We start from the raw sequence: 17212 nt of genomic DNA, 5'->3' as shown, positions 1-17212 counted from the left end.
CCAATGTGTCAGGATGACGTCAAGAAATGACGTACAGCGCATTTTTTCTGAAAATAATTGCCTCATTGGCATTGTGCTTCCGCTCATGTAAAATCAGTACACAAGCTTCTGAAGTGAAAGGAGACACCTTCTTGAAATCCATACTCATCGTCGAAGACGAGCAGGCGATTGCCCGAGTGCTGGCTGCCTATCTTCGAAAAGCGGGATTCGACGTTCGTCATGCAGCGGATGGGCCGACTGCTCTAACTCTATTTGATTCGGATGTTCCTTCCCTGGTCTTGCTGGATGTGATGCTGCCTGGAATGGACGGTTGGGATCTGCTGCGAATGATTCGTGAAAAAAGTGCTTGTCCCGTCATCATGCTAACCGCACTGGATGATATTCAGGACCGTCTGAACGGTCTGAATGCCGGTGCTGACGATTATATGAGCAAACCCTTTGTGCCTGAGGAGGTCGTAGCCCGCGTCAATGCTGTACTTCGCCGCAATCCACACTGGACAGCTCGTGGTGAAGGCAAACGTTATTTTGGCAATCTGGTTATTGATCTGGCTGCCAAACAGGTGCTTTTGAACGGAGCAGAGGTTGCCCTGACACCACGAGATTTGTCACTGCTCCTGTTTCTGTCAGAATATCCTAACCGTACATTTACACGGGATCATCTCATTGAGCAGGTATGGGGCATGGACTATGACGGAAGTGACCGGGCTGTGGACCTGTCGATCAAACGGCTGCGTCAGGCACTATCCCACTGGTTGCCGGAAACAGGAGAAATTCGGACTTTACGGGGAATGGGGTATCAATTTTGGATCGCCAACTAAAAGGAAATACACCAAAACGTAAAACATCTATTCTGTCCTACTGGACGCTTCGATATTTTTTAATCCTATGCATCGGTTTCACCATTATTGTTGCAGGGGCACTCTACTGGATCCGAACGACCTCCATTGAGAAAGGCCTCAAAACGGCCCAACTGCTGGGACTGGAAATCGCCGAGAAGGTAGCTGGAGCCGAGAATAAAATTCATGTCCCTCCGGACCTCGACAGGCTGGTGGACAAGCGTACCCAACTTTTCAATACGGACAATTACTTTTGTATTATGGTGCTGGACAATAATAACCAATTAATTTATTCCAAACCGAAAATGACGCAGCAGGATGTGTATAACCGATTGTCAGACGACATGGGTGAACCCCGAAACAAAAAATTTGCTGGGGTGACGGTTAACGTCACGGATGACGATCAAACGCTCGGTAAAGTGTGGGTCATGCAATCCAAAAAGTCCATTGCATACAATCCTGAAACGATGCTGGTGGTGTGCATCCTGTTCGTTGCATTAATCCTGTGTGGTTGGTTTACGATCTACCTCCTGTCCCGCAAGCTTTCCAGGCCTATTCGACAGGTCGCTCATGCCGCAGAGCAGATCCGAAATGGAAATTATGAAGTCAATTTGGATCTGAACACACGAGAACGGGAGATGAATGAACTCGTTGAATCTTTTCGCGAGATGTCCATTCGTTTGCAGCAGTTGGAGGAATGGCGTGCCCTGTCGCTTGCTGGGGTAACCCATGAATTAAAAACGCCGGTAACGTCCATTAAAGGACTTGTAATGGCTGTTCGGGATGATATCGTAAGTCCCGAGGAAGCGAAGGAATTTCTGGACATTGCACTCAAAGAATCCGAACGGATGGAACGCATGGTCGCTGACCTGCTTGATTACAATGCGATGAGCGCTGGAAGTGTTGCTGTTCGTCGGGAACGTATAGATCTGAATTTGCTGGTGGGTGAGATTATTTATCAGTGGAAAATCGCTTATGAGGACAAATCTCCCGAGATCGAATTGCATACACCTCCGGGTACGCTCTATACCATCGGTGATGCACTTCGGATTCAGCAGATCATGGTCAACCTGCTCAATAACGGGCTCCAAGCCGCAGCTTCCGACCAAGCTGCTGTCTTTCATATCCGTTTGCGTGCGGAGGCGGACAAGCTGTTTGTTGATGTACAGGATAACGGTACGGGTATCTCCAAAGAAGATCAACCTAAGATCTTCGAACGTTTCTATCGTGGCGAGATTAAAAAACGCCGTACCCGCGGCCTAGGTTTGGGACTGACCTATAGCCGCCTGCTTGCTCGAGCCCAGGGAGGGGATTTAACCCTGATTTCCAGCAGTCCCGAGGGCAGTCTGTTCACCTTAGCCTTGCCACGTTGGTCGGGTCCGGAAAAACCAGAGATAGAACCACTTTACCGCGCAGCGGCAAATGCGTAGCACCACGATACACAGGTCATAAGCGAGCTTTCTTCAGATGCCAAAGAACCAAAGGCAGATAGCTAATGTAACACGCTGAAATATCAAATAGCCCGGCATTCCTTCATGGGAACCGGGCTATTTGATATGTGACGACAGTAACTGATCTTCATATTAGCATACTATGTGGTCAGTACACGCGGCATATATTCTGCATATGCGTCATCAATGAGTTGCTCATGCAATGGGCTACTCGCAATAATCGCTTTCCGTTTTGCTTTTAAGACAATCTGCTCTACATCGGCATAACTGCATCCTGTGAGGCGTTCACACGTGTAATCTTCCATTCGGCTCTCCTGTTCAAACTGCCCCATCAGCTTGCTGATATATAATCTACGGCTCGACTCATCCGGCATTCCGTAGGTCATTTTAGTATCAAATCGCCGCCATATCGCCTGATCTAGCTGTGTCTCCAGGTTGGTCGCGGCAACAAGAATGCTATCTCCTTCGAATTCGTCCAGGCATTGCAGCAGTGTATTAACAACACGAGCCATCTCTTTAACCTCATCATTGCTTTCACGTGTACGCCCAACGGCATCAAATTCATCAAGGAACAGCACACAGGGGTTAACCCGTGCATATTCAAACAATTTACGAACATTGCTTCCCGTTTCCCCAAGGTGGCTGTGAATAATGGCATCGAGCCTTACAAGGACCAGCGGAAGCTGAAGTCGGTGTGCAAGATGAAAGGCAGTTAATGTTTTGCCTGTACCCGGAGGACCAAACATTACCATTTTGTTCGGCATCGGTACATCGTGCTCTGCAAACTGCTCTTTCATACCGAGAATGGTAATAAACTCTTCAACCACTCGTTCATTATCTGCGGAGAATACAATATGCTTTGCCTTTCGTCCGCACTCTTTCGGTGAATAAAAGGCGGCCATATCGATGCCCTTTGCACGTGGAATCCGGTTTATATGGTTAGTTTTGCTCATCGTTGATCGTTCTCCTTCTTCTATGTCTCAGGGGGTCATCCCAAATTAAACCCCATCAATTCATTCTCATTCCTAATTTAACACTTATTTTAATCGTAATTTTTACTATTAAATCATAACATATGGCGACCAATTTGCAAAGTTATCATGGCTCGTCCATCATTGTTTTGGCAAGGTCGTCCAATTTGTTGCTTACAGCAGAAAAATTTGCTATTCTAAATATGCATCGTTGTGTATAACGCAAAAAAGCCCTCTATTTACGTGAGAGAGCACAAAATTTTTCCAGATTTACAAGCGGCAACTTGTCATTTCCGGAAGTTCTTTATACCAACGAATGTAATTCAATCGAAGTGAGGTTAACAATCATGGCAAAAGACGTATTATGTGAGGTTAATTCCTGTCGTCACTGGGCTCAAGAAAACAAATGCAATGCTTCTTCAATCTACATCGTGAGTCACAGTTCCAAAAAAGTAAGCGAATCCGCTGAAACGGATTGCAAAACATTTGAAGTAAAATAAGAAGAAATTTCAAATTGTACAAGTTAAAGGAGCCTTCGCGGTTCCTTTTTCTTTTGCTATTGTAACAAGAATGATAATTATTATCAAGCTCTTTTCTGCAAAATCTGAACTCCCCTCTCTTCATGCACATTGGACTGACTATTGACGTACACTACGAGAGCAGTCAAACTGCCCATGAACGAATAGATCATAGAGGTGAGTAACGATGCCCGTAAAAAGTGGCAAACAGTATATTGAACGTATCGATGCCCAGACTGTCCCCTGCTGGTACAAAGGGGAGCTTGTTACCGGAAAACGTTCTGAACATTTTGCGTTTGCAGGTTTGATGGATACACAAGCCAAACTGTATGATCTTCAGTCCGATCCAAATTTTATCGACACGATGACTTATGCGTCCCCAGCTGATGGAAAACCCGTAGGCATATCCTTTTTGCCACCAACCAGCGTGGAGGATCTGCGCAGACGTCGAGAAGCAATGAGCATATGGTCAGGAACACATCATGGGTTTCTGGGACGATCACCCGACTATATGAACACAGCGATCATGGCCTTTTATACCGGAGCAGCTATTCTTGAAGAAGTATCACCACAATACGCCGAAAATTTGAAAAACTACTATGCCTACTGCCGGGATAATGACATTACCCTCTCCCATGCTTTCATTCAGCCTCATGCCAGTAAAATTTCGGGACAGTTGGATGCGACCGAAGATTCCATTGCCGCAAAAGTGGTGGATCGCACTGAAGAAGGTCTGATCATCAATGGTGCATTCATGATGGCGACTCAGGCCGCCACGTCAGACGAAATACTGGTGTATCCTTCCCCTTCACCAGCACCGTTCGACGATGAAAATCCGTTCTCATTTGCCTTTGCTGTACCGAATGACCTGCCCGGCATCAGTCTCATCTGTCGGGATACCTACGCAGCCGAATCCAATTTCAACTATCCACTCAGTTCCAGATATGAAGAGATGGACAACATCGTCATTTTTGATCATGTGCTTGTTCCTCATGAGCGAATATTTTTCGCTGGTAATGAAGAAATGTCCGGTCGGCTCTTTAGCGGCAGCAATTTTCACATTCACGCGGGACATCAGGTCATATGCCGATATATTGCCAAAACGGAATTTGTTCTAGGTACCATTCAGTTACTCGTGGATACGCTTGACCAGGCAACCGAAACTCATGTGATAGAGAAAACAGCCAGAGTACTCGCCGGACTTGAAACGTTAAAAGCACTGGCTCTGGCAGCAGAAGCCGGTGCTATAACAGATGGACGGGGATTTATTGTACCTGCCCCCAAACCATTAATGGCAGCAAACCTTTTGTTCCCCAAGCTGTATCCCGAGATGATTGAAATCCTGCAGCTCTTAGGTTCCAGCGGCGTAATTATGGTGCCTCAGGAAGAAGAATTCCGCTCTGATATCGCGCCGCACCTGGATATCTACTTAAGAGGAACCGACATGGTATCACAGGAACGCACCGCACTGTTCCGCCTGATCTGGGAGCTTGGAGCAGGATCATTTGGAGGCAGACAGACGCAGTTCGAACGATTCTTTTTTGGCAACACGATCACCGTGTCGAACCGGATGTATTCAGCATGCTCTGCTGATCAATCGTATCGTCAGCTCGTTCGTAATTTTATTGCCAAGACCGGCAAATAGGAATGAGGGATGATTCCCTCATTCAAACCAGATGGTCGTAGACCGTCATCAGTTCAGAGGCTGGTCTGCCTGCATCAGTATCCTGAAGTGCAGACTGGTCTCCGTAACCGATGTGGAATACTCCCAATACCTTTTCCTCACTCGTTAAACCCATCAAATTCATAAACACAGGATGCTGTTGATAGTCATTGATCTTCCAGACAGCATTCAAGCCTTGCTCCGCTGCCAGGATGCAAAAACGTTTGCTCCAGGCTTTTGCAGGCATTAAATGGTCTTCCCTCTCACTTGAAGGGGCGACGACAACCAGATGTGCCGGGATAGCTTCGGTATATTGATATGTAGCCCAGTCCCCGTAACGGTCTGCCAAATGTGGTGGATAACTCTGTCTGACAGCCTCCAGATACAGTTGACGTCCTTCACTGGCGAACAACATAAACCGCCAAGGCTCTGAACTCATCACATATAAAGATGGATCTGCTTCATCCAGCAGCTGTCTTATAACCGACTGTGGCACGGGCAACGGGCTGAATTCACAAGTTCCTGTACGTTTCTTGCCGCTTGCTGCATCTTGTCTCAAACCGGTAGACATGGCTCATCCCTCCTTGAACTGCACCCTATATCACAACATCCCTTGTCCTTCTTCACATCAACCAGTTTTTTTTCGGTTCAGTCTCACTTCTCCAGCGATCAACCTCTTCATGTACTCTGACTTTGTCTCGAACCGTAAATTGGTCAGATTCCAACTTCTCTGCGTTCGGAATACTATCCCGAATCAATCGAATATAATCCATCGAACGGACAAGCGATTGACGTCCGGGGATGTATCGAATCTTGCGGCCTTCGAGTAAACAATAGATTTCGATCATGCCTGGCAGCTTGCCAAAGGCTTCCCAACAGAACGCGCTCACCATGTGCTGGAATGCCTCAACGACGTTTGGATCATGGACAACCATAAATTTTTGAATGAGCAGTGAATCCCAGCCCTCTGGCTGCCAAGCTGCCTGAAAGATCATGGACAGATGCATCGACAAGGAAGGAAGCTCTGTTCGCCATTGTTCAAACAAAATGGTTGGATGCCTCAGATCATCGTTCATGGCAATGGCGAGGGATAATTCATCCGTAATTTTGTTTTTTACATCCCAATAATGAAGTACCGATTCGAAACCGGTTGCCTTTCTGGGCCACCACTTTTCGAGCAAATACTGTACAGGCACCTCTTTGCGCACTTCCGGATCCAAACTGTAAAAAGCATTGACTGCATGGCTGACAGCATATTGTACACGATGTCTCCATTGCAGCGGAGAGCGCTGCTGAGCCTCCGGTTCCGGGCGGATGAACCGATGCGGACTGCGCAGCATCTCTTCCAATCTGTAATCTTCAAGCAGCCGTACCGGGGTGTCTGACATTCCCGACTGCAAAGCTGCCTGAACAATATGTCTTAACATGAGTTATTAGGACACCTGTAATCCGGCAGCAGCAAACCGTTTACCGAAATCACGGCACGTATCCTTCTCCTGCTCCATCGGACTGTATTCAATCTTTAGCATCTCTGGAGATACCTCCGCCCCACGTTCCACCAGCTTCGCAGCCGCCAGATCAACGGCACCGCAGTACTGCTCATAAGAAGTATCTCCGCTTCCGAACACCGCAGCTCGTTTGCCACTCAGATCAAGTTCATCCAGCTCTTCGTAAAAATCGAGGAATTCATCCGGCAGTTCACCGTCTCCCCACGTGTATACTCCAATGAGAAACCCATCATAATCAAGCACATCAGATGCATTGCAATCCGTGACGGACTTGAGATCCACTTCATGCCCACCTTGTTTAATTCCTTCTACAATCAGTTCCGCAATCTCTTCCGTATTTCCAGTCATACTTGCATAAGCCACTAACAATTTAGCCATCTATTTTTCCCTCACTTTTTATTAATCATGTCATACTGTCCCTGAAGAAGTAACATTTGAATGTATCAAAATCATATGTGATAATGATTATCATTGTCAAATTAAATTTTCACTCGCAATCCATTTCAGTATATGGCGATGAACCCTATTCAACACCATGAAAAACACTTTGACTTCGTTTGGCCAAGCGTTTTTGATCAACTTTTTATAAGAAAACATTTTAAGAACAGTTTTATTATATTCCACTTATGAAAGTGCAGCATGACGTGACCATCTTTCCACAATGGGTTTCCGCCCACCGCAACTGGCGTACAGGCCCTTTTTTGTTGTACAATAGTATCCAAATGACTTTTGAAGGATGGATAAATACTTATGTACGTAGCAAAGAACTGGAAGGACTATGAAGTAATCGATACAGGAGGCGGCGAAAAGCTGGAGCGTTGGGGTGATGTGATTTTGCGCAGACCTGATCCACAGATCATTTGGCCCCTTGAAAAAGAAACCAATGAATGGCGCCAGGTGCACGGCCATTATCACCGCAGTTCTTCAGGAGGCGGCAGCTGGGATATGAAAAAACCGATCCCGGAACGCTGGACCATCGGATACGAGAACCTTAAATTTCATATTAAACCAACCAGCTTCAAGCATACCGGTCTGTTCCCTGAGCAAGCGGCCAACTGGAGCTGGATGATGGATAAAATCGCCGGAGCAGGCCGTCCCATCTCTGTACTCAACCTGTTTGCATATACAGGCGGTGCTACAGTTGCAGCTGCATATGCTGGAGCTTCAGTAGTACACGTAGATGCAGCCAAAGGCATGGTGCAGTGGGCGAAAGAAAATGTTCAATTATCCGGACTTGCAGATCGCCCTGTTCGTTTCATCACAGATGATGTATTCAAATTCGTGCAGCGCGAACAACGCCGTGGCAATCGATACGACGCGATTATTATGGACCCGCCTTCCTATGGCCGAGGCCCTAACGGGGAAACGTGGAAGCTGGAAGAAAACCTCTACCCTTTCCTGAAATCGTGTATGGAAATTTTGTCGGATAACCCATTATTCATGCTGGTCAACTCCTATACAACCGGTATCTCCTCCACCGTTCTGCGCAACATGCTGACAATGACGATGTCTGCCCAGTACGGCGGTCAAATTACCGCAGGCGAGATTGGTCTTCCAATTACCCGTAGTGGTCTGGATCTGCCTTGTGGCATCTTGGGCCGCTGGGAGTCCTGATCATGTCCGAACATTTGCAAGGAACCGGTAATATTCCGATTCTGTTTGAGGACAATCACTTGTTAGGCATTACGAAGCCGGTCAATGTACCTACCCAGGAAGATGCGTCAGGTGATCCGGATTTGCTTACACTGCTGAAACAGGATTTGAAAGAACGGTATAACAAACCTGGCAACGTTTATCTCGGATTGGTGCATCGTCTTGACCGCCCCGTTGGTGGTGCGATGATTTTTGCCAAAACATCGAAGGCAGCTTCAAGATTATCCGAGACGGTTCGCGGACGTCATTTCCGCAAAATATATGCGACTGTTGTACATGGCAAACTGCCTGCACAGCAAGGAACGTTAAAACACACCCTGCTAAAAGATGCGCGTACGAATACCGTCACCGTTGTACCTCAGGGTACAGCCGGCGGTAAAGACGCCGTTTTGGATTACCGAGTCATTGGCGAAACCGATCGCTATAGTCTGGTTCATATCGAACTGCACACTGGCAGATCCCATCAGATTCGAGTTCAAATGAAAGAAATCGGCTGCCCGCTATTCGGAGATCAGAAGTACGGTGCAAGTGTGAATAAGCCCGGACAACAAATCGCTCTCTGGTCTGCCATTGCAGCTTTTCCTCACCCCGTAACGAAGGAAGAAATTGTCCTACAGTCCCTGCCTCCCCGTGAATTCCCATGGGCAGAGTGGCCGGCTGCTGTGTATGATAAAGCATTTAAAGCGGAACATTAATTTTTAAATTAATAATAATCGTCCACAGGATCAGGTCAACTTCTAACCGTAAACCGTGTCATCCAGATTCATATCTGAGTGACACGGTTTTTTTACTCAAATGGAAAGGAAGACCCATTATAATGACACCGTTTACGAAACAGGTCGTTGCCATCATCTCAGCAATTCCTGAGGGAAAAGTCATGACCTATGGGCAGATTGCCGCTCATGCAGGCAGCCCAAGAGCTGCCAGACAGGTTGTACGCATTCTGCACTCCATGAGCCGGAAAGAGCGTCTTCCCTGGCACCGCGTCGTCAACGCCAAAGGTCTAATCTCCATTCCAGACGAGCATTCGAGGCTGATGCAGGAGACGGAGCTCGTTAGTGAGGGCGTTGAATTTCAGATGGATGGGAGCATCGATCTCAGACTCTTCGGGCATGATCCTGGTCCTGCCTTCCTGCTTGATCTATCGACTGATGAAAAATAAAATCAAAACAAGGCATAACAAAAAGAGAGTTCAGGCAGTATGATCTGCCTGAACTCTCTTTTTGTATATATAAAGCCTTTATGGAATGAATAATAACAGTCATCTAAGTAGATTTAAGCTGTAGCATTCACTTTTTGCTGCTCCGTTGTGACTGGTTCAGTAGCCGGTTTGGTTTTACGGATAAAGAACGCCAGCAGCAGAGCTACGACAGTCATCGCAGTCGCTACGACAAACGCATAGTTTACACCGTAGATTGTTGCATCTGCGGTAGCACGCATCATTGCAGCCTTATCATCTGCAGCAATTTGGCCTGTAGCCAGAGTATCTGCCAGATGAGATTTCAGCTTGCTGCTCATAATTGTAACGAGAATCGCTGTACCAATGGCACCCGCAACTGTACGCAGTGTGTTGGACATCGCTGTACCATGCGCGTTCAGTCGCTGTGGCAGCTGATTCAGGCCCGCCGTTTGAATTGGCATCATCAACATCGACATACCGAACATACGAGCTGTGTAGATAAACATCATGTAACCATACGTTGTATCGATCGACAAACGGCTAAGTCCCCAAGTGGTGATGGCCGTAATCGCAAGACCGGCAACGGACAACCACCGTGCTCCGACTTTATCGAAGATGCGGCCTGTGATTGGAGACATAATCCCCATCAGGATCGCGCCCGGCATCATCAGCAAACCAGATTCAATCGGTGAGAATCCACGAATATTTTGCAGGAAAATCGGAAGCAGAATCATACCTGCAAACATCGCCATCGTTACGAGCATATTAATGATCGTTGTTAATGTGTACATGTTGTATTTGAAAATGCGGAACTCCAAAAGCGGATGATCGGTCGTCATCTGTCTAATAACGAACAGGATCAGAGATACAGCCCCGACAATCAGACAAGCAATAACAATGGCACTGCCCCATCCGTCTGTACCTGCATCACTGAAGCCGTACAATAAGCTACCAAAACCGAGTGTAGAAAGGATAACGCCTGGATAATCCAGTTTAGGTTTGGATTGACGTGTTACGTTTTTGACAAAAGCAATACCGATTCCCGTCGCAATGATAGAGAATGGCAAAATGATATAGAACAACAGTCTCCAAGAATAATGCTCAACCACATAACCCGACAGTGTCGGTCCAATGGCTGGGGCCAGAATCATCGCGATCCCCATCGTACCCATGGCCTGACCACGCTTCTCAATTGGGAAGATCGTCAAGAATACAACGGTCATCAGAGGCATCAGGATACCTGCACCCGCCGCTTGAATAACACGACCTACCATCAGGATACCAAAGGTCGGACTTAAACCACAGACCAAGGTTCCTAATGTAAATAGCGTCATGGCTGTAATAAAAATTTGACGTGTCGAGAATTTGGCGATCAGATACGCCGTAACCGGAATCAACACACCATTGACGAGCATATAGCCTGTTGTCAGCCATTGGGCTTTGTTCGCTCCGATGCCGAGGTCTTCCATGATCTTAGGAAGAGCAACGTTCATCAACGTTTGATTCAGGAAGGCGACGAATGCACCGATTAACAATGCGGCCACAATCGGGCCTTTCTTAATGTTGTCCATCGCGGAGGATGGCGCTGCTGCTGCAGTAGTACTCATTGGTTATTCATCTCTCTTCCTTCTAACTTTTCAATCATTTGATTATGAATTCTTAGCAGGTGCTCAAGGTCTTCCTTCGGGATATCCAGAATGGGTGACACTCGCTCCATCCACAAACGGTGTGTTTCCTGCTGGGCCTGCTCCCCTTTATCCGTAATCTGTAGCTTTACGGATCGGCGGTCCGAGTCCGAACGTGTTCGAACTATGTACTCACCCTTAACCAGACGTTCCACCACAGCGCTCATGGAGCTGCTGCCCATATGACAGAGATCAGCCACTTCATTGATACCGATTGAAGGACGCTCCTTCAATATGGATAACACCATAAATTGAATCGAAGTGAGCTCGATTTCCTTGTTTTCATTCCAGAATGCCCGGAAGAGCATTTGATTGACCTGCCGAAACGAATTAATAATGTAGAATACTTCGTATGTGTCAGACATTAATTCACCCTTTTTACTTATGGAATATAATATTTCGTACACGAAATATCAGGGGAACAATTACTTATTATAACAAAAAAAATTACATAGTCAACTCTTTACATATAAAATTCTATAAATTATTCTTAGTCATTCAAAGTAGGAAAAACTCTTAATATACACATCAATAAAAAATAACCATAGCGCTCCTGCATTTTCAGCAAGAGTTCCATGGTTACTATTATTGGTCCATCGTCATTATGATGTGGACAAGGCATGCTCTTTTGTTTTTGGTGTTGTCATTTTGCCTAATAGATAAACCAGCAACTGCTGGTTATGCATTGAAATATTGCTGAGAACCGAATTCATAAATTCATTACGGATCGTGATCCCCCGTTCGGTCTCCATGCGTCCCTTATCGGACAGAGATACCCATACGATTCTTCGATCCTGATTATCGCGTTCCCTGCGAATAAGACCGTTTTTCTCCATACGATCCAACAACATTGTTACTGCTGCAGGTGTTGTAGCCAGAAAAGGAATGAGATCGGATGGTTTCATCTTCTCGTGATCCTCAAGAACCTCCAGTACGGCCAGCTGCGCCTCTGTTAAAGACGGTGCCAGCTCATGATCCATATGCAGCTTGTAGTCCTTGGTCAGCCTCGACCAGCACTTGGCAAAATCGGAATTATACATCTTGCATCGCTCCTCTCTGCAACCGGTTATCACTTCACCTGCTTAAGTTTTCGCCCTTCAAAGCCGCATTCCTGCTGCCTTTTTTCAATTTCCTAGCGATCGACCGTAATCGACGAAGGTTGTTAAACTTCGCATGAAGGTCCTCTTTTAATCCGCGTCCGAACAACAAAATAAGACTCTTCGCATGACAGGTTTCCCTGCTCTGTAAAGAGTCTTATTTGAATCCTTATTAGGAGGAAGAAGCTGCCTGATTCTCTGCGAGATCCAGGATAAGCTCCACAATTTCATCCTGTTTGTCCACATGTACAAGCAATTTACCGATATGCTTCCGTTCAGTAATAGGTACAGATTCCGAAGAAATGTGATGAGATTGACCTTCCTTGGTCATCACCGTTACATTCCGTTGTTCCCTGCAATAGAACGCTCCGGCAATTCGGCTACCGTTCGGTTTCACCCGTTTGCCTTCCTTGAACTCAAAGGTTGCCAGTCCCTTGCCGCCACGGCTTTGCAGAGCATAATCCAGCAGCAATGAGCGTTTGCCGTAACCCAAGTCAGACAATATAGCAACTTCGCCTTCATCGCCTTCCACCCACAGAACAGATACGATTTCATCCGTTTCTTTTAACTGAATACCACGTACGCCCCCAGACACACGCCCCATCGGATTCACTTCATCCTCACGGAAACGGATGGCCATGGCTTCTTTGGTGATCAGCATGATGTCCTTGCCACCTGTGCTTAGATGAACGGATAGTACCTCATCATCCTTGCCGACTTTGCATGCGGCTACAGCGCCGGAACGCTTGGTGACGTAATCCTTCAGCTCGGTACGCTTCACCTGTCCTTTGCGAGTGACAAAGACCAGACTGTGATCCGGTTCTTCGAAGGATTTAACAGCAAGCACACTTGAGATCCGATCATCCTTCGCCAGAGGAATGACGTTGACGATCGCCGTCCCCGGATCTTTCCACTTGAATTCCGGCACCTGATGCACAGGTAACAGGAAATACTGGCCTTTCTTCGTAAATACCAGCAGATTCTCAAGGGTGTTGACTTCAAGGACCTGGGCGATATAATCGCCTTCTTTCACACCACTTGCGTTACGCTCCCCACCGGATCGTGTGAATGACTGCATGCCTGTACGCTTGATGTATCCTTCTTTGGACAATGTGACAAATACATCTTCCGCGTTCACCAGCACTTCCAGATTAACCTTGAGTTCTTCCACTTCGCCCTGAATGGCTGAGCGACGGTCAATTCCGTACTTCTCACGAATCTCCATCAGCTCTTTGCGGATGACTCCGATCAGCTTGCGGTCACTATCCAGAATGGAGCGTAACTGCGCGATCTTTTTCATCAGTTCGCCGAGTTCCTTTTCCAGAGAAGTTATCTCGAGATTGGTCAATCGGTATAATTGCAAAGTCAGAATGGAATCCGCCTGACGTTCCGAGAAACCAAACATCCACATCAGGTTATTTTGAGCATCCTGACGGTTCTTCGACGCTTTGATAGCCGCAATGACCTCGTCGAGGATGTTAAGAGCTTTTACCAGACCTTCCAGCACATGTGCACGGTCTTCCGCCTTCTCCAGCTCAAAGCGGGTACGGAAAGTCACAACTTCACGCTGGTGGGCAATATAAGCCTCGAGAATGGATTTCAATCCCAATTGCTGAGGAGCTTTGTTCACAATCGCAACCATATTGAAGTTGTACGTGACCTGCAGATCGGTTTTCTTCAGCAAATAAGCCAAAATACCTTGTGCATCTGCTTCTTTTTTCAGCTCAACTACGATTCGCAGGCCTTCACGCCCACTCTCATCCCGCACTTCGGCAATCCCTTCAACCTTTTTCTCCAGTCGGATGTTTTCCATCGCTGTAACCAGACGGGATTTTACGACCTGATAAGGGATCTCGGTAATCACGATTTGCTGTTTGCCGCCACGCATATTCTCGATATCGGTTTTGGACCGGAGATAGATCCGTCCTTTACCTGTGCGATAAGCATCCAGAATTCCATCGCCGCCCATGATTAATCCGCCAGTCGGAAAATCTGGACCTTTCATGAACATCATGATCTCGTCCAGCTCAATCGATGGCTTCTCCATCACGGCAATACAAGCATCAATAGTTTCACGTAAATTATGTGGAGGGATCTCCGTTGCAAAACCAGACGATATCCCACTTACACCATTGACCAGCAGGTTCGGATAACGGGACGGTAATACAACCGGTTCTTTGGCCGTATTATCAAAATTATCCTTAAACAGAACAGTCCGTTTCTCGATATCGCGAAGCATCTCCATCGCGATGGGCGACAAACGGGCCTCCGTATATCGCATGGCAGCTGCCGGATCATCGTCCTGTGACCCCCAGTTTCCATGACCGTCTACGAGCATATGCCCCATTTTCCACGGCTGTGCCATCCGCACCATACCATCATAGATGGAGGAATCCCCGTGAGGATGGTAGTTACCCATAACATCCCCAACCGTTTTTGCGGATTTCCGATATGGTTTCTCCGGTGTATTACCTGAATCGTACATAGCGTAAAGAATACGCCGCTGCACCGGCTTTAATCCATCCCTTACATCGGGAATGGCCCGGTCCTGAATAATGTATTTGGAGTAGCGACCGAAACGGTCACCCACGACCTCTTCGAGAAAGGCCGGCATAAATTGTTCTGATAGACTCATTCCAAGCACCTTCTATTCTTCGTACTCTGTAAAGTCGACGTTCTCTACAATCCAGCGTTTGCGTGGATCAACCTTATCACCCATGAGTGTAGATACACGACGTTCTGCTTTGGCTGCATCGACAATCTCTACCTTGAGCAATGCACGTGTTTCCGGGTTCATCGTAGTCTCCCACAGTTGATCCGGGTTCATCTCACCAAGTCCTTTGTAACGTTGAAGCTCCACATTGTTTCCGAATTCTTTCATGTAATTCGCCAGCTCTTCATCGGTCCAGGCGTAACGCACACTGGCCATTTTGCCGGATTTGCGTGTCAGCTTGTACAGTGGCGGCTGAGCGATATATATTTTCCCTGCATCAATTAGCGGTTTCATATAACGATAGAAGAAAGTCAGCAACAGTACCTGAATATGTGCGCCATCCGTGTCGGCATCCGTCATAATTATGATTTTGGAATAATTGCTGTCTTCAACTGCGAATTCCGTTCCAATACCTGCACCGATCGCTGATGTAATGGCACGGTATTCTTCATTTTTGAGGATATCGGCCAATTTCGCTTTTTCCGGATTGAGCGGTTTACCCTTAAGCGGGAGTATCGCCTGAATCTTGGAGTCACGTCCTTGTTTCGCTGAACCACCTGCGGAATCCCCTTCGACGATAAACAGTTCATTCCGGGTAAAATCCTTGGATTGTGCCGGAGTCAGTTTACCGTTCAGGTTGGAACTTTCGCTGCGTTTTTTGCCGGTTCGCATCTCATCCCGGGCTTTTCGTGCAGCTTCTCTGGCTCTGGAGGCCTGAACTGCTTTGCGAATCAACGTTTGCGCAACCTGCGGATTTTCTTCCAAAAACCGCTGGATATTTTCAGACACGACGGAATCCACTGCGCTTCGCGCGGAAGCGCTACCGAGTTGATCCTTCGTTTGTCCTACGAATTCAACCTCCGACATTTTGACACTAATGACCGCCATCATGCCTTCACGCAAATCATTACCTTCGAGGTTTTTATCTTTTTCCTTAATCATGCTGGTACGCCGTGCGTAGTCATTCATCACACGTGTATAAGCTGCTCTGAATCCGGTCTCATGTGTACCGCCGCCCCTGGTCGGAATCGAGTTCACGAATGACGCCAGCGTTTCCGTATAACCCGCGTTATACTGGATCGCCACTTCGACCTCAATGTCATCCTTCTCCGCATAGAAGTGAATGACATCATGCAGCACATCTTTATTTTCGTTAAGAAAAGCAACAAACTGGCTTGCTCCGCCTTCGTACATGTACTCATCCTGATTGCCTGAACGTTCGTCCTTGAGCACAATTCTCAGACCTGAATTCAGAAAAGCAATCTCCTGAAGACGTTCTGCCAGTGTATCATAATTCAATTGAATGCCGTTCTGAAACACCCGAATATCCGGTTTAAACGTAACTTTAGTTCCCGTCCGATTGGTATTGCCCAATACTTCGAGACCAGACACCGGTTCTCCGACATGCTCAACGCCTTTTTTGTCCTGCCAATACTCGAATCGTTGACGATGAATCTTGCCATCACGGAAAATCTCGACTTCAAGCCATTCGGATAATGCGTTCGTAACTGACGCACCTACACCGTGCAAACCGCCTGATTTTTTGTATCCTGATCCACCGAACTTTCCGCCTGCGTGCAAAATCGTAAACACGACCTGGGGAGTAGGAATCCCTGTTTTATGTATACCTGTCGGAATTCCCCTTCCGTTATCCTGAACCGTAATAGAACCGTCCTTATGCAGCGTGATATCGATTTTGGAGCAGAATTTGGCGAGATGTTCGTCGACAGCGTTGTCCACGATTTCCCATACCAAATGATGTAGACCCGAAGCACTGGTGCTGCCGATGTACATTCCCGGTCGTTTCCGTACCGCTACCAGTCCTTCAAGTACTTGAATGTCGTCCGCGTCGTAGCCTGAAGACCCTTGTCCTCCGCCTGTCGAACCTGCCGACATATCGATTTGCTCGACCATTCATGCTCCCCCTTCTTAACTTG

General features: G+C 47.0%; 16 protein-coding genes. 7 read left to right on the top strand and 9 right to left on the bottom strand.

What is annotated here, in order from left to right; genetic code table 11:
- The first annotated feature begins 131 nt into the window (after window positions 1-131).
- Both P5G61_RS11785 and P5G61_RS11780 read left to right on the top strand, forming a co-directional pair.
- A complete protein-coding gene (locus P5G61_RS11785; protein WP_301246582.1) occupies window positions 132-818 on the top strand; it encodes a response regulator transcription factor in 687 nt (228 codons plus the stop codon).
- Complete coding sequence (locus P5G61_RS11780) at window positions 803-2266, top strand: sensor histidine kinase (RefSeq protein ID WP_301246581.1); 1464 nt, start codon at window positions 803-805, stop codon at window positions 2264-2266. The genes P5G61_RS11785 and P5G61_RS11780 overlap by 16 nt, the downstream gene beginning before the upstream one ends.
- A 161-nt stretch (window positions 2267-2427) precedes the next feature.
- Here the strand turns inward: P5G61_RS11780 and P5G61_RS11775 are convergent, their stop codons facing one another.
- Window positions 2428-3240: an AAA family ATPase gene (locus P5G61_RS11775; protein WP_301246579.1), complete on the bottom strand. Its 813-nt coding sequence runs from the start codon at window positions 3238-3240 to the stop codon at window positions 2428-2430.
- Between the two features lie 365 nt (window positions 3241-3605).
- On the opposite strand from P5G61_RS11775, the gene P5G61_RS11770 reads away from it, so the two are divergent.
- Window positions 3606-3758: a DUF1540 domain-containing protein gene (locus P5G61_RS11770; protein WP_072733378.1), complete on the top strand. Its 153-nt coding sequence runs from the start codon at window positions 3606-3608 to the stop codon at window positions 3756-3758.
- Window positions 3759-3963: 205 nt separating this feature from the next.
- Complete coding sequence (locus tag P5G61_RS11765) at window positions 3964-5421, top strand: 4-hydroxyphenylacetate 3-hydroxylase family protein (RefSeq protein WP_301246577.1); 1458 nt, start codon at window positions 3964-3966, stop codon at window positions 5419-5421.
- A 22-nt stretch (window positions 5422-5443) separates the two neighbouring features.
- Here the strand turns inward: P5G61_RS11765 and P5G61_RS11760 are convergent, their stop codons facing one another.
- From P5G61_RS11760 to P5G61_RS11750, 3 genes are read right to left on the bottom strand one after another with little or no spacing between them, the layout of a single operon-like run.
- Window positions 5444-6010 (bottom strand): nitroreductase family protein, encoded by a 567-nt coding sequence (locus tag P5G61_RS11760; protein ID WP_301246576.1) that lies wholly within the window; start codon window positions 6008-6010, stop codon window positions 5444-5446.
- 52 nt (window positions 6011-6062) lie between these two features.
- On the bottom strand, window positions 6063-6866 hold the full coding sequence (locus P5G61_RS11755) for a hypothetical protein (RefSeq protein WP_301246574.1): 804 nt from the start codon (window positions 6864-6866) through the stop codon (window positions 6063-6065).
- A 6-nt stretch (window positions 6867-6872) separates the two neighbouring features.
- Complete coding sequence (locus P5G61_RS11750) at window positions 6873-7325, bottom strand: flavodoxin (RefSeq protein WP_079349348.1); 453 nt, start codon at window positions 7323-7325, stop codon at window positions 6873-6875.
- A 372-nt stretch (window positions 7326-7697) separates the two neighbouring features.
- Between P5G61_RS11750 and P5G61_RS11745 the strand changes: the two genes are divergently transcribed.
- The 3 genes from P5G61_RS11745 (at window position 7698) to P5G61_RS11735 (ending at window position 9762) form a co-directional block, all read left to right on the top strand.
- Entirely contained in the window at window positions 7698-8561 is an 864-nt protein-coding gene (locus P5G61_RS11745) for a class I SAM-dependent methyltransferase (protein WP_024630567.1), read from the top strand.
- 2 nt (window positions 8562-8563) lie between these two features.
- Window positions 8564-9295, top strand: a complete 732-nt coding sequence (locus tag P5G61_RS11740) for an RluA family pseudouridine synthase (RefSeq protein WP_094937019.1) — start codon at window positions 8564-8566, stop codon at window positions 9293-9295.
- Between the two features lie 122 nt (window positions 9296-9417).
- Window positions 9418-9762 carry an MGMT family protein gene (locus P5G61_RS11735; RefSeq protein ID WP_301246571.1) on the top strand — a complete coding sequence of 115 codons (345 nt, stop codon included), beginning with the start codon at window positions 9418-9420 and terminating at the stop codon, window positions 9760-9762.
- 113 nt (window positions 9763-9875) lie between these two features.
- On the opposite strand, the gene P5G61_RS11730 is transcribed toward P5G61_RS11735, so the two are convergent.
- The 5 genes from P5G61_RS11730 to parE form a co-directional block, all read right to left on the bottom strand.
- A complete protein-coding gene (locus P5G61_RS11730; RefSeq protein ID WP_024630570.1) occupies window positions 9876-11387 on the bottom strand; it encodes a DHA2 family efflux MFS transporter permease subunit in 1512 nt (503 codons plus the stop codon).
- Window positions 11384-11830 (bottom strand): MarR family winged helix-turn-helix transcriptional regulator, encoded by a 447-nt coding sequence (locus P5G61_RS11725; RefSeq protein WP_024630571.1) that lies wholly within the window; start codon window positions 11828-11830, stop codon window positions 11384-11386. The genes P5G61_RS11730 and P5G61_RS11725 overlap by 4 nt, the downstream gene beginning before the upstream one ends.
- A gap of 237 nt (window positions 11831-12067) precedes the next feature.
- The gene (locus P5G61_RS11720; protein ID WP_024630572.1) at window positions 12068-12505 is read right to left on the bottom strand and encodes a MarR family winged helix-turn-helix transcriptional regulator; all 438 of its coding nucleotides are present in this window, start codon (window positions 12503-12505) and stop codon (window positions 12068-12070) included.
- 229 nt (window positions 12506-12734) lie between these two features.
- Window positions 12735-15197 (bottom strand): DNA gyrase subunit A, encoded by a 2463-nt coding sequence (gene gyrA / locus P5G61_RS11715; RefSeq protein ID WP_024630573.1) that lies wholly within the window; start codon window positions 15195-15197, stop codon window positions 12735-12737.
- 12 nt (window positions 15198-15209) lie between these two features.
- Complete coding sequence (parE, locus tag P5G61_RS11710; protein ID WP_024630574.1) at window positions 15210-17189, bottom strand: DNA topoisomerase IV subunit B; 1980 nt, start codon at window positions 17187-17189, stop codon at window positions 15210-15212.
- Window positions 17190-17212 lie beyond the last annotated feature (23 nt).

It is taken from the genome of Paenibacillus vandeheii, from assembly GCF_030433635.1.
Taxonomy (GTDB): domain Bacteria; phylum Bacillota; class Bacilli; order Paenibacillales; family Paenibacillaceae; genus Paenibacillus; species Paenibacillus vandeheii.
Note: the sequence above shows the minus strand (reverse complement) of the source record. Positions and strands in the feature narration are given on the sequence as shown.